The sequence below is a fragment of the Bartonella sp. AU16XJBT genome, from assembly GCF_028618665.1.
Taxonomy (GTDB): Bacteria; Pseudomonadota; Alphaproteobacteria; order Rhizobiales; family Rhizobiaceae; genus Bartonella.
In genome coordinates, this window is sequence record NZ_JAQITF010000014.1 from 12988 (window position 1) to 33852 (window position 20865).

24 protein-coding genes and 3 pseudogenes are annotated in these 20865 nt (G+C 38.1%); 17 read left to right on the forward strand and 10 right to left on the reverse strand.

Features of this window, described 5'->3' with window-relative positions:
* Positions 1–172: 172 nt before the first annotated feature.
* Complete coding sequence (locus PVV66_RS07640; RefSeq protein WP_273717667.1) at positions 173–868, forward strand: HAD family phosphatase; 696 nt, start codon at positions 173–175, stop codon at positions 866–868.
* Positions 869–1917: 1049 nt separating this feature from the next.
* Positions 1918–2137 (forward strand): annotated as a pseudogene (locus tag PVV66_RS07645) (transcriptional regulator); the annotation flags it as partial.
* A 520-nt stretch (positions 2138–2657) separates the two neighbouring features.
* On the opposite strand, the pseudogene PVV66_RS09680 reads toward PVV66_RS07645, so the two are convergent.
* Both PVV66_RS09680 and PVV66_RS07650 read right to left on the reverse strand, forming a co-directional pair.
* Positions 2658–3131 (reverse strand): annotated as a pseudogene (locus PVV66_RS09680) (helix-turn-helix domain-containing protein).
* Positions 3132–3389: 258 nt separating this feature from the next.
* Positions 3390–3575 (reverse strand): hypothetical protein, encoded by a 186-nt coding sequence (locus tag PVV66_RS07650; RefSeq protein ID WP_273717668.1) that lies wholly within the window; start codon positions 3573–3575, stop codon positions 3390–3392.
* Positions 3576–4956: 1381 nt separating this feature from the next.
* On the opposite strand from PVV66_RS07650, the gene PVV66_RS07655 reads away from it, so the two are divergent.
* A complete protein-coding gene (locus PVV66_RS07655) occupies positions 4957–5121 on the forward strand; it encodes a hypothetical protein (protein ID WP_273717669.1) in 165 nt (54 codons plus the stop codon).
* A 663-nt stretch (positions 5122–5784) separates the two neighbouring features.
* Here PVV66_RS07655 and PVV66_RS07660 read toward each other — a convergent pair.
* Entirely contained in the window at positions 5785–6528 is a 744-nt protein-coding gene (locus tag PVV66_RS07660) for a nuclease (protein WP_273717670.1), read from the reverse strand.
* Positions 6529–6688: 160 nt separating this feature from the next.
* Between PVV66_RS07660 and PVV66_RS07665 the strand changes: the two genes are divergently transcribed.
* Genes PVV66_RS07665 through virB11 form a run of 14 tightly spaced genes read left to right on the forward strand, consistent with a single transcriptional unit; the run spans position 6689 to position 16985 of the window.
* Entirely contained in the window at positions 6689–7036 is a 348-nt protein-coding gene (locus PVV66_RS07665) for a TrbC/VirB2 family protein (RefSeq protein ID WP_273717671.1), read from the forward strand.
* A 28-nt stretch (positions 7037–7064) separates the two neighbouring features.
* The gene (locus PVV66_RS07670; RefSeq protein ID WP_273717672.1) at positions 7065–7391 is read left to right on the forward strand and encodes a type IV secretion system protein VirB3; all 327 of its coding nucleotides are present in this window, start codon (positions 7065–7067) and stop codon (positions 7389–7391) included.
* The gene (locus tag PVV66_RS07675) at positions 7388–9748 is read left to right on the forward strand and encodes a VirB4 family type IV secretion/conjugal transfer ATPase (protein WP_273717673.1); all 2361 of its coding nucleotides are present in this window, start codon (positions 7388–7390) and stop codon (positions 9746–9748) included. The genes PVV66_RS07670 and PVV66_RS07675 overlap by 4 nt, the downstream gene beginning before the upstream one ends.
* Positions 9745–10536, forward strand: coding sequence for a type IV secretion system protein (locus tag PVV66_RS07680; protein WP_273717674.1), 792 nt, complete (start codon positions 9745–9747; stop codon positions 10534–10536). Before PVV66_RS07675 ends, PVV66_RS07680 begins: the two co-directional genes overlap by 4 nt.
* 24 nt (positions 10537–10560) lie before the next feature.
* Complete coding sequence (locus PVV66_RS07685) at positions 10561–10833, forward strand: EexN family lipoprotein (protein ID WP_273717675.1); 273 nt, start codon at positions 10561–10563, stop codon at positions 10831–10833.
* A gap of 2 nt (positions 10834–10835) precedes the next feature.
* Positions 10836–11240, forward strand: a complete 405-nt coding sequence (locus tag PVV66_RS07690; RefSeq protein ID WP_273760969.1) for an EexN family lipoprotein — start codon at positions 10836–10838, stop codon at positions 11238–11240.
* Positions 11241–11266: 26 nt separating this feature from the next.
* A complete protein-coding gene (locus PVV66_RS07695; protein ID WP_273717676.1) occupies positions 11267–11476 on the forward strand; it encodes a hypothetical protein in 210 nt (69 codons plus the stop codon).
* A gap of 58 nt (positions 11477–11534) precedes the next feature.
* The gene (locus tag PVV66_RS07700) at positions 11535–11897 is read left to right on the forward strand and encodes an EexN family lipoprotein (RefSeq protein WP_273717677.1); all 363 of its coding nucleotides are present in this window, start codon (positions 11535–11537) and stop codon (positions 11895–11897) included.
* Positions 11898–11943: 46 nt separating this feature from the next.
* The gene (locus tag PVV66_RS07705; protein ID WP_273717678.1) at positions 11944–12882 is read left to right on the forward strand and encodes a type IV secretion system protein; all 939 of its coding nucleotides are present in this window, start codon (positions 11944–11946) and stop codon (positions 12880–12882) included.
* Positions 12883–12888: 6 nt separating this feature from the next.
* The gene (locus tag PVV66_RS07710; protein WP_273717679.1) at positions 12889–13176 is read left to right on the forward strand and encodes a type IV secretion protein VblB7; all 288 of its coding nucleotides are present in this window, start codon (positions 12889–12891) and stop codon (positions 13174–13176) included.
* Entirely contained in the window at positions 13173–13844 is a 672-nt protein-coding gene (locus PVV66_RS07715; protein ID WP_273717680.1) for a virB8 family protein, read from the forward strand. Before PVV66_RS07710 ends, PVV66_RS07715 begins: the two co-directional genes overlap by 4 nt.
* Before the next feature lie 2 nt (positions 13845–13846).
* A complete protein-coding gene (virB9, locus tag PVV66_RS07720; RefSeq protein ID WP_273717681.1) occupies positions 13847–14698 on the forward strand; it encodes a P-type conjugative transfer protein VirB9 in 852 nt (283 codons plus the stop codon).
* Between the two features lie 44 nt (positions 14699–14742).
* Positions 14743–15915, forward strand: a complete 1173-nt coding sequence (virB10, locus tag PVV66_RS07725) for a type IV secretion system protein VirB10 (protein WP_273717682.1) — start codon at positions 14743–14745, stop codon at positions 15913–15915.
* A 17-nt stretch (positions 15916–15932) separates the two neighbouring features.
* Positions 15933–16985 carry a P-type DNA transfer ATPase VirB11 gene (gene virB11 / locus PVV66_RS07730; RefSeq protein WP_273717683.1) on the forward strand — a complete coding sequence of 351 codons (1053 nt, stop codon included), beginning with the start codon at positions 15933–15935 and terminating at the stop codon, positions 16983–16985.
* A gap of 22 nt (positions 16986–17007) precedes the next feature.
* Here the strand turns inward: virB11 and PVV66_RS07735 are convergent, their stop codons facing one another.
* The 7 genes and pseudogenes from PVV66_RS07735 to PVV66_RS07765 all read right to left on the reverse strand — a co-directional run bounded on the left by PVV66_RS07735 (position 17008) and on the right by PVV66_RS07765 (position 20821).
* Positions 17008–17322, reverse strand: a complete 315-nt coding sequence (locus PVV66_RS07735; RefSeq protein ID WP_273717684.1) for a DNA-binding transcriptional regulator — start codon at positions 17320–17322, stop codon at positions 17008–17010.
* Positions 17323–17447: 125 nt separating this feature from the next.
* Complete coding sequence (locus tag PVV66_RS07740) at positions 17448–17663, reverse strand: hypothetical protein (protein WP_273717685.1); 216 nt, start codon at positions 17661–17663, stop codon at positions 17448–17450.
* A gap of 112 nt (positions 17664–17775) precedes the next feature.
* The gene (locus PVV66_RS07745; protein ID WP_273717686.1) at positions 17776–18039 is read right to left on the reverse strand and encodes a type II toxin-antitoxin system RelB/DinJ family antitoxin; all 264 of its coding nucleotides are present in this window, start codon (positions 18037–18039) and stop codon (positions 17776–17778) included.
* A 76-nt stretch (positions 18040–18115) separates the two neighbouring features.
* Complete coding sequence (locus PVV66_RS07750) at positions 18116–19141, reverse strand: BID domain-containing protein (protein WP_273717687.1); 1026 nt, start codon at positions 19139–19141, stop codon at positions 18116–18118.
* A gap of 6 nt (positions 19142–19147) precedes the next feature.
* Positions 19148–19759: a hypothetical protein gene (locus PVV66_RS07755; protein WP_273717697.1), complete on the reverse strand. Its 612-nt coding sequence runs from the start codon at positions 19757–19759 to the stop codon at positions 19148–19150.
* A gap of 351 nt (positions 19760–20110) precedes the next feature.
* Positions 20111–20344 (reverse strand): annotated as a pseudogene (locus tag PVV66_RS07760) (AAA family ATPase); the annotation flags it as partial.
* A gap of 183 nt (positions 20345–20527) precedes the next feature.
* On the reverse strand, positions 20528–20821 hold the full coding sequence (locus PVV66_RS07765) for a HigA family addiction module antitoxin (RefSeq protein ID WP_404977246.1): 294 nt from the start codon (positions 20819–20821) through the stop codon (positions 20528–20530).
* Between the last annotated feature and the right edge of the window lie 44 nt (positions 20822–20865).

The window sequence follows — 20865 nt, forward strand, 5'->3', positions numbered from 1 at the left end:
TGAATCTTTATTTTTCTTTTTTTAATGTACTGTTCCCATATCTTTTATTTCGTAAAAGAATTAAAAATCATTTTCAAAGCGTATTTTTATGAAATAAGGTCCTCTTAATATTGTGTTCATGATATTGTTTTCATGAAAATTGTCCATCTCGTAACATGTAAAGGAATATCTTATGCCTCAGATAGATCTTGTTATTTTTGATTGTGACGGAGTTCTCGTCGACTCTGAATATCTTGCAGCAAAAATTGGATCTCAATTGCTTAAACAAACAGGATATGAAATATCAGCGGAAGAATTGAGTGAGCGTTTTGCAGGGCTTATCTTTCGCGATATTCTTAAACACGTTGAACTGGAAACAGAAAAACCAATTTCTGCTCATCTCATAGATCAGATGACCAATATTTTTCGTACACAAATAAAAACTGAATTACGGGCTATTGATGATGTAAGAGAAGCCATAGAAATTATTCAAACACGCTATCCCTATTGTATCTGCTCTAATGCAAAAAGCGTAGATATAAAAGAGATGCTCACCACTGTTGGTCTCTATGACCTTTTTGAAGGTAAAATATTTTCAGCACCTGAAGTTGGAACAAAAAAAACGAAACCCGCCCCTGATATTTTCCTTTTTGCCGCACAACAATTACAGGTAGAGCCTCAAAACACGATCGTTATAGAAGACTCACTTCACGGTGTCCATGCCGCCATAGCAGCAGGCATGCGTGTCATCGGCTTTACGGGAGGATCACATAGCTATCTTGGCCACTCTAATGCACTTGCAGAAGCTGGTGCCGAAACAGTTATCGCAAAACATGCTCATTTAGGAGAAGTCTTAGAAGCAATGGCAGTATGGCGTGATTTATTATAAAAAACTCTTGAATATATCAATTTGTAAACTCTTGTAAGGGGGAATTTTTACCCAAATGTCCTCCCCTTCTCACTTCTCTCCTTTTATAATAACTTCAATAAATGCGTGCTTCACAACACGGAGCGATTGCATCTCAATGTGAAGAAGAAAAAACATGGTCCCTCATCTAGAAACCATAAGTCTAACCATTGCACATGCTTTAAAAGAAGCAAAAAAGCTGAGAGACGAACGCATAAAAATCTCATTTTCTGGGAAATCTAACTTTTTGGGAAATCAAATCTACCGGTAAACTGCTTATCTCTCTCAAATCCAATATCCTAGTCCCAACATCAGGTGCCCATCCTGATAAATAGACTAGATTTGTCAAAAAAAAGAATATTACGATGCCTTGCTCAATAAGATGTGAAAATTGCTATGCTAAAACCACGCACCACTCAGCTTATTAAATACATTACACAATAGGAAAAATTGTATGCTATGTTCGTATTCACCATAGGAAAACACATTAAAATTCGCGAAATCTATAGAACATAAGAGTTTATTGAAAACAACAAAAGCACTCTTGCTGAGTTACAAAGGTTTATACTTCCTCAATCCAAATCTCGTAAATTTGTCGAAGATTTATTGACATTGCTGCCTAAACAGTATTTTGACAGCATCAATTGGTATAGCCTCTCTAAAGTCATAAAAGACTAAAAGCATATATCTTTATAAAGATATGCGCTTTTATAGGAAATATTTCTTACCAAGGAACTGATAATCACTATATTGTTTCATAATGATAATTTATCGTTATTCAAATTCAACAAAAAACACCAAATATTGTAAGATTATCTCATTTCAAATCTGGATATGTTAAATCAAATAAAAAAGGAATAAAAACGGACTCTTCATGAATCATCTCAAAAGCCAAGGATTGTAGCAATATTAGAAGTAAGCAAAGTGTATGACTGTGCCATCTTTCTGTCTTTATAAACGTTAAAGATGCTGATGCCCTAAGAATTTTATATTATGGGGCTTTATCATTATACCATTCATGCTGGACTGATAAAAAGCTCGCTCGCCTAACCTATACAACCTATCGCGATGCAAATATTGAACTCTCCCCTGAAGATATCGCGGAACTCGCAGCAGAACTTTATAAAAAGTTGCAAAAGCTTGTTCAAAACATCAACGACACGGAAAAAGTTGGAAGCAACTTTTCCTCTTCTAAAACTGCATTTAAAACATCAAATCGAGGCTGAAAGAGCATATCTAGAAGCTACATAAGATACGGCGCCCCTCTAAAAGGAAAAATGAAAGTGGAAATCTTTTTACATTAAATAACTAATAAATATATTAATAAGCAGTGTTTTTTATTCAATTTTTAGAGATTTCCACGCATATAGAAATCCTTTTTGCTTTTTTGGTCATTTTTAGGTGATTTTGCAGTAGTAAGATTCACTTTTTACTTCATTTTTTCAAAGGGTCTTCAAAGCCGATTTTCTTGACTTTTACAGACTTTTTAAAATCTTCAAAGACCTTTCAAAGCCTTTTCTCATTTTTACCGTCAAATTCCGATTTTTGCCATTTTTGGCTTTTTTTACAATTTTAACTGTCAAAATCCATTTTGACAAAACGTGCATTTAATGGTAAAAATTGTATATAAAAACAATAAACTATCACGTCTTCCTATCGTAATCCCATTGAGTATAAAACCTACTGTCAAATTACAATCGTAACGCCGCAAAAATTGGCAATAAAGGCCATGAAACCTTTGTGTTGCATCAATTTTGCGTTTTTTTGCTTTTTAAACTTTAGTAATACAATCTTGAAATTCGTGATAATGAGCAATTAAAATGCTAAGATCAATACCACAAGCGGTTATTATATTTGCATCAGAGTCAAGAGCATACCGTTTACAATTACCAGAACCGCGCATAACAATAATGAGACCTTTATCAAAAAGATGCGGAAGTCATCTACTTACATGAACAGTAGTACAACCGATTTCCAGACCAATCTTATAATTTCTTTTAAAAGCTATTAGAATTTTACCTTTTTCAAAAGACGTAACGGGTACAGTATTTAAAAGTTTAGTCAATAAAAGAACTTCCGTTCCTTTTATAAACCCAATTGAAAGTAATTCCTGTACGAGAAAAATAAGTTGGCTTCTACTAATATGACCAATATTGGCATGATCAGCAATTTTTATATATTCCCAGTGCTTTGAAGTTAGTTTTCTACCAGACGTTTTTTTCCTCCTAACAGAGGCAAAAAATATCCCTTTTCACAAAATTCCTCTTACAAAATATGTTATGATAAATTAAACTGGAAAATGTGTTTTAACTTTAATTTACTGTACAGTGTATTTGTATAGATATTTTAGAAGCCCTTTACACAGTTGGATTTTTATTTTTCTGCCATTGTGTTTCCCTTCTATTTGAAATGACTTACATTTTTACCAAATGAGTCAAAATATAACTCACTTGAAAAGAATAAATAAAAAATTCAACATAGTTAAAATTAGGTCTCCGTATTTCTATTCTTCAATCCGGTATCGTTGTGAGAACAGCATGCTTTCCATTAAAACAAGGTTTGAATTGATAAAATACCAAGCTCTATGATTTTGTTTAGCAATAATACCAACTTTTTCTAACTCAGCTGCACCACGAAAAAAGGTTGTTGGTGATAATGCTCGTTTTTTGTCTTGAGACACAAGCAACATTTTTCAAACAGCTTTCTCCAAAACCACTGTATTCGTGCGGATTAATCTGTTTTGGAGTATCAAAGTCAAAACTAAAAAACTTTTATTCCTGCTTCTTTGGATTAAAAATGCACGCAACATTGACAATAATCTGCTCTTCTAAGTCCTTAGTAGAATGCACACTATCATTCATGAAAGAACACTGATCGTACCTAACGGTTTGCTTTCTTTGTTTAGCTGAGTATACCAACAGTTATTTGTGGTAATAGAATTTCCATACGTAGCAATAAATTCACCTTACATTAAGAATGGAATCTTCAGTTATTGCCAAATTTATTTCATGTTTTTCTGAAAAAAATATTTCTGCCAACATATGAACATTCAAATGAAAGAAATTAAATTGTGACAAGAACATATTCTTCATACAAAAATCCCTCCCTCCATGAAAATGAAATTTGTACTGATAACTAGATTATTAAGACACGTATCATACAACAGAAATGGCACTCAAAAAGTAATTGATATACCTACAATTCACGTGATTTAAAAAGAAAACGAAAAAAAATCATAAAGGTATTCGTTGTTGGGATTTAAGCAATCTTTGATCTATCTTGTCGCTTTTATCTTATCCTTGCAAACATATTATGCTCATCAAGTCAATCATGACGAAAGCATCTCTCTTATGTGTTATGATGGAAGAATTAATAAGTAAAAACTCAATATAACCGATAGAGCATTTTACAGTGGTTTAAACAAACTCACAAACAAAGAAGTTTTGAAACCAAAATCACCTAATCAACATTGGGTGGGGCCTATTCCATTCTCCAAAGAAGATAAAATTACTTTTAGGAAAGAATATCAAATAGAACCATCCTCTACCAAACCGGATATTTCATCCGATGAATATCAAACAGATATCGAAGATTTTACAAAAAAATAACTTGTATCATTTATCGCATTGTATATACTATGAAGCATCTTGATTTAAGTGCGTGAGGGGGAAATAATGCCAAAATTACAGATAGGCAAAAAGGGATTGCCCTTTTTTCTTTTATGGCTTTGTGGGCCGTTAAAATTTAATACTAAGCATTATAATGGTTATATGTTTTGCGGCATTAGCCAGAATTTCTATTGCAATACAACTTTTAACGATAAGTTGGTCAATATCATTAATATACATTATGATTTTGTTGTTTATTTCAAGTTTTGGCTCTTTCCTTCTCATGTTTTATGATGATAAGCTTATAAGGTATTTACAGTAATTGTTTACACATTCTCCCATTAACAACGCTAATTAAAAAACAAAATTATAATCACTAAACCTGTCTTCCGATACAGTAAAGAGATTACTTTGCATCTTGAATAATACTATTAATACATATGATATTTAAAGATGGATAAAATGAAAAAAATTATTTTAATATGCATGGCTATATTGACTATAGGATTAAGTATTGCTGGTTGTGGTAAAAGTGAAGAGGAAAAACGTAAAGCCCAACAAGAAGAACAAGCTAAAAAGTTTTTTGATGAAGAATTAACCTCTACAGATCGTAGTCATGCATTTTAAATAAATACCCTACGAACATAAAATGTGAGTTATCAATCTCGAAATAAAGAAGCTACCATCTATTTCTGAAAATAAACCATAGCTTTGAAAAAAGCATGTCAAGGTAAAACCTATATTAAAAAGATTTTTAATATGGTAAAATTAGGGGTTGCAATCTTCTTTTTAGTTTCTTCGATTTACAACTATAACCGCTCTATAAACTTTTGCCTATAACCATGCTTTTAAAACCGCGTGAGAAGGAGAAGGCAAGCCATTTGGTTCTAGGTTAAGGTCCTCCCCCATTAGGCGTGCCTTTAAAGGCTTTGCCTAACCTTAATTAAAATCTAAGGCTTGTTAATTTTCTTAACAAACGCTGGTTTGATGTCATGATTTTGGGGTACATTTCGGAGAGTTTGAGAAGCGGATAGCCTCTCATTAAAAAAAGCGAAATAACATATAGGAAAAGGGAGCGCGCTCCCATATAGCGCTGTAGTGAACAATCTATACAAATACGCAAACTTTAAACACAGCATTTTTCCAAACACATTAATTTTTCATGATGAGAGTTGTCCACTAAGACCTATGGGGCTTGTAGTCAACTTTTGTGTGTTAAGACTCGTTGTGGAATATTGTCTTCATTTTTAAACAGCACCGAAGAAGGCGCTTTATCCGTTATGGTCAATATCAATTATGGTCAATGGGATTATAACTCCCGTGATCTCTTCGCCAATCTTCTGGATGTTGAAATTGGCTTGACCACAAGCCATTTTTTTCTTTTTGAGCTGTCAATTGTAAATTTTTATAGTCTGCAGGAGATGGAAAATTATGCTGATCTTTTGTCAACACCATCAACCCTTCTGCAAGCCCCAAACGTGCCAGATCAACCCCATCCACAAAACATTGTGCATAATGAACCTGTTGAATGACACGGGATTGCCGACAGGTAACATTTTTGTCGATTGTTTTTGAAACAAGCCAAGCCGTTACAAAAGCACCGCACGGCCACTTAACGCCATTGCGTGAGGCAAATTGCCTCATTTCACAGCTTTCCACACCATATAAGCGGATATCACGGACAATCTTTTTTCTCCATCCATCATCCACGGGTGTGATCATTTTAAAGGTCACACCACTTGTGACCTGAATAGCACCGGAATAAACCGGCACATTTTCTTCATAAAATTGTGATGCGATTGGTTCTGAATGTAATACCACATTTTGTTGGTTTGCATCTTGTTGATTTGCATAATCTATCAATTGTGACTTTGGATTTTGAATGGGATTTTCTATTGTTTTTTCTGATCCTTTTAAAAAAGAAGTTTGCATAAGTTGTTCATTATTTTTACTTAAATAAAAGTACCCCAAAATAATAATACAAATTAAGACAATATATTTAGGCGCTGCTCTAAGATGTTTTAAAAGTATCATTTTGAATATTACTTTATTTTATTGTTGATTAACTGAGAAAATATTAAATATTATTAATTTATCGATAGAAAAAATTATTTTTTTCATTTATATGATTCCTGATTAATATTTCGAATATTAATTTTACGATCAACTTAAAACATAAAGCGGGGAAATTTTCATGAAAAACATGAATAATTTGTTCAGTTGTGAACATACCTTACAAAAAACTACTCTATCCAACACACAAAAGAAATGGCTAACCACAGCATTGATGCTTTTTATTGCTTTCCTTGCACTGAGTGAACCAGCATTTGCAGAAGGCTTCGGAAAAATTGACGATGCACTTCAAAAAATAGTAAAAGCTTTAACAGGACCTATTGCAACATCAATTGCCACCATTGCGGTTGCTGGTGTTGGGCTCGCATGGATAGCTGGTTATGTTGAAATGCGTAAAGCATTTTTTGTTTGTGTTGGCATTGGTATTGTTATGGGTGCATCACAAATCGTATCAATGCTTAAAGCTTAATTAACGTGCTCTAGCATTTTCAAAAATCATGAAAGAGCATGAGAAGCTAACGGAGGATACGTTGTTTCTTGCTTGCACGCGCCCTGCAATGATTGCAGGCGTGACGGTGGAAGCTATGGGATTAAATGGGATAGGATCGATGATATTGTTTATTATGGCAGGCAATATTTTTCTTCTAACCTTTGGCGTGATGATACATTTCATATTCAAGGAAATCCTGAAACATGACCATAACAAATTTCGTATTCTTCTAACATGGCAAAAGACAACTATTTTTTCCAGAAATTCTAGTCTATGGGGTGGAGGAAGTATTTCTCCATTACGATTAATTCGTAATTATGAGGAATTAAAATGAAAACAGCAGAGCGCAAGCGTGAAAAGCAGCCAGAGGCGATCATCCCTTACGTGCGCCATGTAAACAAGCATGTCATTGCACTGGATTCACGCGCGCTCATGATGGTTGTTAAACTTGAAGGCATTAACTTTGAGACAGCGGATATTATTGATCTGAATGTGCTTCACGAACAGCTGAATAATCTGTTTAAAAACATTGCTGATGAACGGATAGCGCTTTATAGCCATATTATCAGGAAGCGTGAAACGGTTTATCCGGATGGTACTTTCAGATCAACATTTGCGAAGCAATTGGATGATAAATATCGCGAACGGATGATCTCTCAAGAGCTTTATCGCAATGAACTCTATCTTTCAATTTTGTGGAATCCTCACGTTGATAAAACGGATAAATTAGCGGAATTTTTCAAACGTTTAGGCAAAGCCAAGCAAGAAAAAACGGAAGTTGATGAAGAATCCATTCGCAAGCTTGAAGATATTACGACAGATGTCATTCAAAATTTAGAGCGTTATGGCGCAAGAAGATTGAGTCTTTATGAACATGAAGGCAATATTTATTCGCAGCAAAGTGAGTTTATTCACCAATTGGTGGGGGGGCGTCGTGAACGCATACCGTTGACATGGGGGACGATAGCTTCGACGGTTTACTCAGATCGTCTTATTTTTGGAAAAGAAGTCATAGAAATACGCACTGAAGCGGGACAGCGATTTGCGGGCATGTTTGGTTGGAAAGAATATCCAGCAAAAACGAGAGTCGGCATGGCGGATGGTCTTTTAACGCTTCCTTTTGAGTTTATTTTTACGCAATCTTTTGTTTTCAAGAGCAAAAATGTTGCCAAGCAGATTATGGGTCGCAAACAGAATCAAATGGTCAATACGGGCGACCGTGCGGGCTCACAAATCATGGAGCTAGATGATGCGCTTGATGATCTTGAATCGAATCGTTTTGTTTTAGGGGAGCATCATTTATCGTTAGCGGTTTTTGCCGACGAGCCACAAGAGTTAGCGGATAATCTTGCCAAAGCGCGTTCTCGTCTTACCGATGGTGGTGCTGTGATAGCGCGGGAGGATTTAGGGTTAGCAGCGGCTTGGTGGGCACAATTGCCTGGCAATTATGCCTATCGCACGCGTTCTGGGGCGATAACAAGCCGCAATTATGCAGCGCTTTCTCCATTTCATTCTTTTCCGGTTGGCAAAATAGATGGCAATGTGTGGGGACCAGCGGTAGCCTTGATGAAGACTTCAGCTGGTTCACCATTTTATTTTAACTTTCACTTTGGTGATTTAGGCAATACGTTTGTTTGTGGTCCCTCTGGTTCTGGGAAAACGGTTATTGTCAATTTTCTTTTAGCACAACTTCAAAAGCATGATCCCAATATGGTCTTTTTTGATAAGGATCGTGGTGCGGAACTTTTTGTCAGAGCGGGTGGCGGCACCTATATGCCTTTGAAAAATGGGAAACCCACAGGCATAGCACCGCTAAAAGGCTTAGACTATAACAATCCAGCAGATAGAGTCTTTTTGCGGCAATGGATTATCAAGCTTGTTTCTGCTGAGGGTCAAAAGATCAGTGAAGCGGAAAGACAAGACATCACGGCAGCTGTTGACCAGCTTGCTCTATTGCCAAAAGAACAACGGACGATCTCCGCCTTACAAATGTTTTTTGACACCACACACAGGGAGGGGATAGCGGGACGATTAGAGAGATGGTGTAAAGGCAATGCCTTAGGGTGGGTTTTTGACAATCCTGATGACGACATTGGCATTGATGCAAAATTTATTGGTTATGACATGACGGATTTTTTAGACAATAATGAAATTCGTCCACCGCTCATGATGTATCTTTTTCATAGAATTCTGTCTCTGATTGATGGGCGTCGTATTATCATTGTCATTGATGAGTTTTGGAAAGCCTTAGAAGACGATTCCTTTAAAGCCTTTGCGCAAGACAGGCTGAAGACCATTCGGAAACAAAATGGTTTGATGTTGTTTGCGACACAATCCCCCAAAGATGCGATTAATTCGACCATTGCCCACACCATTATAGAGCAATGTCCAACACAGATTTATTTTCCCAATCAAAAGGGCAATCATGGGGATTATGTAGAAGGTTTTAAATTATCGGACAGAGAATTTAACCTGATACAATCAGAATTAAGCCGTGAGTCACGGCGTTTTCTCATCAAACAAGGGCAAAGTTCAGTTGTAGCAGAGCTGAATTTACGCGGCTTTGATGATGAAATAGCCATTTTAAGTGGCACCACCAAGAACATTGAACTCCTAGAGACCATTATGGATGAAGTTGGTGAATCTCCAGAAAAATGGCTTCCTCTTTTTCAAGAAAGGTCAAAACAATGAAAAAACTTTTATTGGCAACAGCCGTCTGTGCAATTTCTTTGGGTTTAACAACCAATTCATTTGGTTTTGGCGGTATTGTATTTGATCCCAAGGCTTTTGGACAAATGATTAAACAAGTTCAACAAGGCCAACAACAGCTTGGCAAATTGCAAGAACAAATTCAACAAGGTGCAAAACAGCTTGAGCAATTAAAGAGCCAACTCGATCAAGCCAAACAATTATATAACTCTTTAAATGTCAAGCCTGACATCTCGGGATTGAAAGAAATGTTTAACAAGCAAGGGAGCAGTGGCGCCCTTCCTTCTGACTTTAATCACTTTCAACAATCGATGGGCAGCGGCGGCGGTAGTGGCGGTGGCGGCGGCGGCGGCGGGAGCAGCAGCAAAAACGCGCAAAAATGGCAAGAAGAACTTAAATACAAAGAGCCCTCAGGCGGAGCAGGATCAAAAGAAGCGGTGGATGCTTTTTACGCAGAGGAAGTAAAAAGAGCCGAACAGCGCGTAGTCGGACAAGCGGCAAAAGGCCAAGACGTCTACGAAGAAGCCAGTGAAACACAAAAAAACATTAACAAGCTGCTTGACGAACTTGGAAGTACTGAAGATGCGGGTAAAATTCAAGGCATTCAAGCACAACTAGAAGCGATACAAGCAAAACTCCAAACACAAGTCCTTCAAATGCAAGCCGCCGCCATGATTCAACAAGCAGAAGAAAAAGCAGCCGAAAAACGTGAAATGGAAGAATTTAAAGCACGATATAAAGCTTTAGCTCAAAAACTGCGTGGTCAATAAAGGGTAAAAAAGAAGGGTCTCATCATGAATAAAATCACCATCACAACATTACTACTTTGCACAGGGCTTATGGCTGCTGGATGTGAAAAAACCTACAGCGTAGAAGAATTTAAAAAAGATCACAAATTATACGAAAAATGGAAAATGAAATGTATGACATCAGGGGATCTCGATTCGCAAAATTGTAAAAACGCAGAGCAAGCTTATCGTGAGAGTCTTCCAACATGGGGATGGGGGAGAACTGGCTCTACAAATGACGATAAACAAGAATCTGAAAAGAAACAGGACAATCATTAATCATGAATAAAGTTCTCATACCAGCATTACTGCTTTGCACAGGGCTCATCACAGCTGGATGTGAAAAAACCTACAGCGTCGCAGAATTTAAAAAAGATGAAAAATTACGCTTCGAGTGGGATGCGAAATGTGGATTTGCAGGAACTTCAAAAAATTGTGAAAACATGCGGTTAGCATTTTTAGAACTTCAGAAAGAATATGAAGCAAAAGCAGCAGAAAGAAGTCGTAAAATTGACGAAGAAAATCGCAAAATAGATGAAAAGTTTCAAGCTGAACAAAAAGCTTGGATTGAAAAAATGAGAGCTAATACTCAAAAAATACTCGAAAAACAAAGAGCGGAAACACGCGCGGAAGAAGAACGAAGAGCAAAAGAACGGGCGGCAGAAGAACAACAAAATAACCATTAAGACATAATGAAGAGCGGAGCATCTCAATGGCAGTAGAAAGCAAAGGCGTATTTTCTTATATCGACAATATGTTAACGGATCCCATTACAAAAACAATGGATAGCGCCATTACACATCACTATTGCACTTTAGCTGCTCAACTTAAAGAACCTTATAAGCTATACAATAGATTTATGGCAAGATTATGTCGCTGCCCTAGATTTATCATCACTGGTTATAAAAAACCGATAACCTAGCATAATTTACAAATTGTGCTCAAACCTTGTAAAACTGAAAGAAAGAAGGGGAAATACTATGAATAAAGTTCTCATAACAACATTGCTACTTGGCACTGGAATTATCGCTGCTGGTTGTGAAAAAACCTACAGCGTCGCAGAATTTAAAAAAGATAAAAACTTACGCCTAGAGTGGGATGCTAAATGTGGATTTGCAGGGACTTCAAAGAATTGTGAAAACATGCGGTTAGCATTTTTAGAACTTGAAAAAGAATATAAAGCACAAGCTGAAGAAAGAATTCGTAAAGCAGCAGAGGAACGGAAAAAAAGTATGGATAAACTTAGGGCTGAACATGAAAAATGGAAAGCTGAACAAAAAGCAAAAGAACAAGCCGAACAAGAAGCGAAAGAAAAAGCTGAACAAAAACAAGATAGTAATTAAATCAGAAATAATCATATTTGTAAAAATTTGATGAAATGGACATGCAATGGCATTTGAAACTATAACCATATTTACTGATATGAATAGCGCTGTAACGAAGACTCTTGAAGATATAATGGATAACACTATCAAGCATCTTTCGTCGGGGCTAAGTGGTCCGCTTAAACTATCTTGTACAATCTACGTTATATTTATGGGATACAATATCATCTATGGGCGTTCTTCCACGCCCTTATGGGAGTTTATAGTGACAACTTTCAAACTCGGCATCATTGTTGCTCTCGCTACAAACGCTGCTCTTTATAATGAGTGGGTTAGGGATATATTTTTTAATGATCTGCCGAATGCCATTGCAAATGTCACACAAGGTGCAGCACACTCGGATCAAAATGTATGGGACAATATGTTAAGACAAGCAGGTGCACACGTTTTTGACGAATCAGAGAAGTACACAGGATGGACTGAAGCGGGGAAGTTTCTTGTCACATGGCTTGCTGGTTGTATCTGTTTAGTAGATGCCTTGTTACTGGCTACAATTGGTTTTATCGTCTCAATGTTTGCTAAACTAGGTTTGTTTCTTGTCCTATCAATAGGACCACTCTTTATAAGCCTCTCTATGTTTTCAGCAACCAGAAAATTTACAGAAGCATGGTTAGGACAAGTTGTAAATTTCATCCTTTTGCAGGTATTAGTCGTGCTGCTTGGTGGTCTGTATATCCAATTTGTAATAAATATTTTCTCAGAAACACTTGAAGATATAATGCTTTCCGTAATTAACTTCTCGAGTGTTAGCATTGCTGGTATTTTTATTTTCCTCAAACTCCCTGATATCGCATCAACTTTAGCCTCTGGGGGCGCTTCTCTCACAAGTGCAATAACAGGAACGCAACGCGCTGGGAAAGAAGCTTTTCGCGCCGCTAAAGCAACAGCCAACACGATAGCGAAGGGCGTTAAAAAATTAGCATCACTATTAGCAAAGGTCTAAGTTCAAATGCGGGAATTTAAAAAAATTGGGATTATCTTACCATTTCTCCTTCTCAGTGGCTGTGTGTCTTCACCAAACACACTGAAGTCACTCCCAAAGTGTGATGGATATTCTAAACGTCCACTCAACAGATCAATGTGGAATTGGGAAGGGAAAAAACCCACGCCCACACCCATTATCATCAGTAACAACACCCCTTCAACCCTAAAAGAAGGGAAGCTGGAAATGCTTCTGGCACAAAAATTAACGGATGAAGAAATCAAATCTTACAAAAATTGCGGGCAAAAAGCATGAAAGAAAAAGACATAGAACAATACATTGCTGAAGCACGCTCGTTCGATCAAGATCGCATGCTCGCCTCACGCCGCACCACCCGCGTCTCGCTTGCCATTGCCGGCATAGCCGTTGCGGTTGCAATAATGTCTTCTCTCGCGGTCATCACCCTCACGCCCCTTAAAACCGTGGAACCTTTTGTCATCCGTGTGGACAATTCAACCGGCATCACTGAAGTTGTGGAAGCCTTAAAAGAAGGTCCCACCAATGTCGACGAAGCAATCACACGCTATTTTGCTGCAAAATATGTCCGCTCCCGTGAAGGCTTCACCACAGAAGAAACACAACACAACTTCGAAACCGTCTCTCTCCTCTCCTCTTCTGAAGAACAGGAAAGATTTGCCAGCTGGTATGGAGCAAGAAATCCCCAAAGTCCTCAAATTCTTTATAAACACGCCAGTGTCACCGTCACGATAAAATCAATCTCCTTTATCAATGACGATGTTGCCCAAGTGCGTTACTACAGAACAATCCATGACAATGAAAACAACAAAGAATTCATCACCCACTGGGTTGCAACTCTCACCTTTGAATACATCAACGCCCCTATCTCTGTCCAAAATCGTCTGATAAATCCTCTAGGGTTTATTGTTAGTGAATATAGAACTGATCCGGAAGTGGTCAACTGATCATGACAAAAAAAATTCTTTTTCTTATTCTCAGCCTCCTCGCCCTTTCTCCTACACCTTGGAGCAACGCCAGTATTTTTCCCACCCGTGCGCCAAGTGATAGCCGCATTCGCTTTATCAACTATGATGCCTATAATGTCACAAAAATTATTGGCTCCATCCGCTCATCGGTACAAATAGAATTTTCTGCCAATGAAGAAATTGCCCATGTCGCCATTGGCAACAGCGTTGCATGGGAAGTCGCCCCCGCTGGCAATATTCTTTTCCTCAAAGCGCGAGAAGTCCAACCCATTACCAATCTCCAAGTCGTCACCACAAAGCTTGATGGCTCAAAGCGCTCCTATCAATTTGAACTCATGGTCAAAGATGGGGAAATTTCCTCTGGACAAGAAACATATTTCCTTGTGAAATTTCGCTACCCACAAGAAGAAGCAGAACAAAGAAGACTCGCCGCCCTTATGCGACAAGAAAAACAACAAGCCCAGCGTATTGATAATGTCTTCAACGCATATGAAACCTACGGACCACGCAATTGGGCTTACACCGCTCAAGGCTCTATTACGCTCGAACCCTCCTCCGTTTACGACAATGGCAAAACCACAACATTTACATTTCCAGACAACCAAGAAATCCCTGCCATTTACATCGTCAACAATGACGGTACAGAATCGCTGGTTCCCAAAACCACAAGAGGCAACATGGTTATTGTCCATGCCATTAGCGCGCACTTCACCTTAAGAAAGGGAAAAAATGTCCTCTGCGTCTTTAACGAAGCCTATCAACCAAAAGGCACAAATCCAAATACCGGAACAACCTCACCATCTGTTGAACGTAAAGTTGCATCAGATCTTTAAACATCTTTAAATTTTAAATAAGCGGGAATTGAAGGGGACAACTTATGAGTGATAAAACCACCATAGAAGATCGAGGATCAATAGGGGATAAACGCAACAATATCTCACAAAGCCTTGGCAAAAAAATAGTTGTCGCAATTGCCTGTATAGGAATCTGCGGCTATGTGCTCTGGAACATCTTATCCACCCCCACAGAACAAAAAAACACCGCAAAAGCTCATAAAAAACAAGAACAAAGCTTTCACAACACCCTCGCGCCTTTAGAGCTCGCCCCCTCTGACCCGCGTGCCAACATAGCGCCAATAACCTTACCACCCCCACAACCACTCGCACCAGAACCCAAAAAAGATGACCCACTACTTGATGCCGCAAGACGTGCCCCTGTTCTCGCTTTTGCCAAAGGCTCTAAATCTGAATTAAAAGACATCGTCAACACTGCTCTAAACCCCCTTGACAAATTCCATACCCTTGAAAATCTCGCGAATGCGCAAAATTCTCCTGCCCTTCAAAACACACAAAATTTTGCAACCCTTTTAAAACCCACCACAACAGAAGAAACAAAAGCAAAACTCATCGGCAATAGAAACTTTATCATCGCCATGGGAACCTCTATCCCCTGTATCTTAGAAACGGCATTAAACAGCGACCAACCAGGCTTTGCAAGCTGCATAATCAACCGTGATATCCTCTCTGACAATGGGCGCGTTGTTTTGCTTGATAAAGGAACCCAAGTCATTGGAGAATACCGCGGTGGGATAAAACAAGGTCAATCTCGCCTCTTTGTGCTCTGGACAAGAGCCAAAACCCCAACCGGTGTCATCATTCCCCTTGCCTCACCAGCAACCGACACTTTAGGCAGAGCTGGTTTTGATGGCAACATCAACACCCATTGGTGGGAACGCTTTGGCTCTTCCCTTTTACTCACCGTTATTGATGGTGTCACAACAAACCTCACCAATAGAATGCAAAAAAAATCCAATAAAGCAGGTGCAAACAACTCTGCGGGTGGTGGTTTTGAAGGCGCAAACAACATTGGAAAAGATACTGCCACCATTGCCCTTGAAAATCAAATCAACATCCCTCCTACTCTAGAAAAATTTCAAGGCGAACTCGTCAACATCTTTGTAGCAAGAGATCTCGATTTTTCATCTGTCTATAAACTCGTCGTAAAAAGCAAAAGAAACCGCTCTACTCCTAGCTATTCCTTTTTTCATTAAGCCAATAAAGTCACATTATGCCATCAGCAAAAAATGCAGAACGAGCCTCTATCGTTTTAACAAAATTAAAAATCTTAGATGACTTCCTCAATAATGAGAATTTATTTGAAATTGTCATCAATCGCCCCGGCGAAGTAATCGTTGAGGGTCCCAATGGTTGGCAAACCCACATCTTAAAAGAACTAACCTACAGCGAACTAGAAGGCATTGCGAAAGTTGTTGCTGCCTACACAACACAAAAAATCAGTGTAGAAAACCCGGTTCTCTCCGCAACACTGCCAAACAACGAACGCATACAAATTGTTATGCCTCCAGCTGTTGCAGCCAACACCATCAGCATGACAATTCGTAAACCTTCATCGCGCACCTTCTCCCTTGAAAGTTTACATGAAAACAATCTGTTTTCTGTCGCCCAAAACACCAGTTTCACACCCACGCAACAAATGACTGAACGGTTATCCGAACTCTCTGATACAGAAAAAGAGCTAACAGATCTCTTTATCGCTAAAGATTTTTGCAACTTTTTAGAAAGAGCCGTTATTACACAACAAAATATCTTAATATCGGGCAAAACCGGTTCAGGGAAAACAACCCTCTCCAAAGCTTTAATTGCAAAAATCCCTGACTATGAACGAATTCTCACCATTGAAGACACACCAGAACTTGTCGTTCCGCACGCCAACAAAGTCCAACTCTTTTATTCAAAAGATAACCAAGGCTTAGCAAAAGCAGGCGCAAAAGAACTGCTTGAATCAGGCTTACGCATGCGCCCCGACAGAATCCTTCTACAAGAGCTGCGTGATGGTACAGCCTTTTACTATATCCGTAATGTCAACTCTGGTCACCCAGGCTCCATTACCACCGTCCACGCCTCAACAGCCCTTGCAGCCTTTGAACAAATGACCCTTTTAGTCAAAGAAAGTGACGGTGGTGGGAATTTAGCACGCGATGACATCCGCGGCTTATTAATCTCGATGATAGATGTCATCATCCAATGCAAACGTTTGGAAGGAAAATTTCGTGTAACAGAAATCTATTACGACCCCTTCAAACGCCGCGATGCTTTTTAAAAAAACAATACCCTCCCTCCTCTTATGCCAATAGAGACTTTTTAAGAGCACGATTAATCGCTTCAGGTTCATTTTCAATGATTGAAAGTAACAAACGAGAAGAAGTATCTATAGAATATCGTCCCTGTTCCCAATCACGAATGCGCCCCACAGAAAAACCAAAACGCGCCGCAAATTGAATCTGTGTCAGCCCAATATTTTTTCTGATCTTTTTTACATCAACATTTGCAGGAATATGGATACCAAATTTTGTAACATCCGCTTCACCTTTGGCATAGGCAAGAGCTTCACGAGCACCTTGTAATATACGAGATCTTGCTTTACTTGTCTTATCCATTATTTTCCCTTTCGATATTCATCGATAAGTGCAGTTAAAATTTTCTTCAACTCATTCTTCTCTGATTTTGTCAAATTTTCTTGAGATAATTTACTGTAAATATCTTCGATCAACACCGGAATATTTTAACCACCGAAAAAGAGTATAACCCTATATCCCCCACTTTTACCCTTATGCTTTGTTGGAAATCTGACTTTCCTTGCTCCACCGGTTCCTTGCATCAGATCACCAGCATCTGGATTCGCAGTAATAAAAGAAACAATATTAAATAATTCTTCGGTTGATACACCCTCTTCTTTCGCAGAAGTTAAATAAGCTGGCGTTTCGATCACTGTTTGCATACATTATTTAATATACGGAATACCCGCAAATTGTCAATAAAAATCCGTGATACCCGTAACTATAATGATATAAATTAAAAGCTAATTTGCTTTAAGTGAATGATCAAAAATATCAAATATCCAAATCACGAAACAAATCTTCCATGTCTTTAGCTATATATATATCTTCTCCTCTTTCACTTTTCTCAAAAGTCTCAAGTGTTTTTGCATTAGGAACATACATATCAAACGGCAATCCCTTTTCATTGACAACTTTTGTCAAAGCAATCCGCATAAAATCAGACACTGTAAGTCCTAGACTTGCTAATATTTCATGCGCTTCTTTTTTTAACATCTTATCTATACGTGCACGTACAACATCTTTTTTTACACTCATATTAAACCTCCTTTGATTACCTCTCTTTTGTCATATGGCTTAATAGGGCTACAAACATAAGGCTTTATCCTTGCTTTCACCGTGTCACATCTTTTGATTTTTCACGCGCTATCGCATTGTTTTGCTCTTGTATGTGCTTCTGTTGCAGAAATTTAACAGCCGTTTGAAACTCTTTTATGTGTTCTTTATCTGGAGACTGTTGTTGAGGGAGCACTTTTGATAAATCAAAATCTTGTTTATGAATGACATTCTGTCCAAAACGTTTGTCCAAAGCACTTTGAAGCTTTGAAAACTCTTGATGAACCTGCTCTGGTATTTTAGAATAAGTAGTCTGACCAACCTCTATACTTTTCATATAAGTCACTGCTTCTTGTGAAAGTGACGGAACCTCAACTTTCAACCTCTCACGATCACGTGTAACCCTATCCATATGGATCTCGTAGGAGTTTTTATAAAAGGATTGAAGCTCTCTCATAGTAGAAACAGCAAGAGGAACATTGTAAAGCGCTGCTTCACGCTCTTTTCCTGCTGTTTTAAACCGATCTATCAAACGATCTGACCCACGTAGTTCACCGGCTTTCTCTGGAGACTTAGCTAAAATATCAGGGAGTTTATCGCCTTTCCCTGCTAAAATTGTTCTTTCAATTTTGAGTGCAGCTTCTTGGGGGTCTTTATAGATAGATGCTAAACGATTGTTCAATTCTTTAAACGTATCAACATAAGATTTTTCATTTCTAAGGGCGTCTATTGCCTTCTGTTCTAAATTAGAGTTATCCATATAAGCCGCAAGGTATGGGGCTTTTTCCGTTGCTCTTGAAGCAACATTCAAATCTTTTTGCGATTGTTGAAGTTTAAGTTCTTCTTTTTGAAGTTTAGCAAAACTTGTTTTTGCTCTATCCCAAAGGGATTCAATCTTCTCTTTTTGTTTTTTAAACCATTCTTTATTACGATCAACGTAAGAGGAAATCTTTTCCCCTAAACCTTGCGAAACATCAATCCCTCTATTTTCTGTAAATTTGGCAATATAATCCCGATAATCAGGGGATTCAGAAAATTCGAGAGTGGTTGTTTTTACACCAGGTCTAGAAAAAGCTGCTACCAATTTCTCTTAGGTATTGGCATGATCAGACTGCTTGATAGCACCAACAAAAGAAGGATCACCGCGTTCTATTAAATCAACATTTAAAATGTTTCTTTTAATTTTTTTATTACCAACAATAATAGTCTCTTTATCTTGACGAAGTGATATTTTGTCACCAAGCTCAATACGAGCACCATCTATCGCAGAGGGGAGATTTACACCATAAACACGTTCAATTCCACGGAAAGTTGCTATACCCGCATAAGGTGTTTTGGTTTTGGCGGTTTCACTAAAAGAAGCATACCCTGCTTCTACAAGTTCACCAGTTATTGTACCTTTAACTTGTTTGTGTTCGTGTAATCGAACGTTTTTAAAATCCTCTTCAGCTACATAAAGATGTGACTGATATCTATGCCGAGACATAGAAACATATGCAAGATGTTGATCCATGGATGAAGAGGCTAGAACAAAGACATTATCCACTGTCACCCCCTGACTCTTATGGACAGTAGCGGCATATCCATGATCAACGTTTTGATAAGTCTGATTAGAAAAAACAACATCTTGACCAGAATCAAGACGCACTTTTAAAAGTGGCCTTCCTCTTCCATTTTGTGTCAACAAAACAGTTCCCAACATACCATTTTTAACTTTTTGTTTTCCTAATTCTGGAGCAGATCTTTCCTCAAACTGAGCATTTTCAAGAAAGATAATTCGATCACCAACGATAAATTCCCGATTTCCCCTCAGAGTATCAAAATTTGTAATGCTTGCACTATCTTCAGATTTAAGTAAACGAGCCTTTTTAAGAGCAGTGCGTATTTCTTCATTTAATTTTTTTACAGACGCATTCGTATGTGCAAGAATAAGAAACTCGTCACCCCGTAAAGCCCTTCCCTCTTCCGCATATTTTGTTTCTAATTTCCTTCGCGCATTTATCCAATCTTTAACAAGAGTATTTATGGCTTGATTACGCGTTTTGGTCTCGCGAATGAATCCTCTTTCTTTATATTGTTCTAAAGCTTCTTTCACTTGTCCACGTGCAAATTGACGCGAAGCTACTTGCCCCCATTCTTCTTTTTGTCTTCTGATACCGGATAATTCTACGTAACCAATATTATCAACGGCAGCGCGAAATGCCGCTCCAGCCTCAATGGGTTGCAATTGCATATGATCACCAACAAGAACAATTTTAGCCTCTGCTTTTTCAATTTTTTGAACGAAATAAGAAAGTTGTTTTTAGGTTCTTAAGGTCAAGGAAACCCTTCCAGGGCGCCTAACGGCGTCCTTGACCAATAACCATAGTGGCTTGTTTTGTCCTTCTCACGCGGCTCCGAAATCATGATTAGAAGGAGAGCTTATAGGGAGGGGGCACACACCTTAAGGAAATATTAGATGCCAGAAGTGCTAATATGAACGCACAGAAAGCAGATCTATTTTGGGTTGTTTACGTTTTAAAGCTTTCGATAAATCATAATTTGTTTGCATAGCAAGCCAAGCTCGTGCTGTGCTCACACCAGCCATTTCAAGTCTAATAGCAAGATTAGCACTAACCGCAGCTTTTCCATTTAAAACTCTAGAAAGTGCTACACGAGACATACCAAGCCGCTCTGCTACTTCACCAACAGATAATGTGAGATATAATATCAAAAAACACAATAAAGTCAATAGTTTGTTTGTAATTATTTTATATGAATCCACTCAAGAATCCATCTTTTTATACGTGTTTAAATTGATCATTTTTT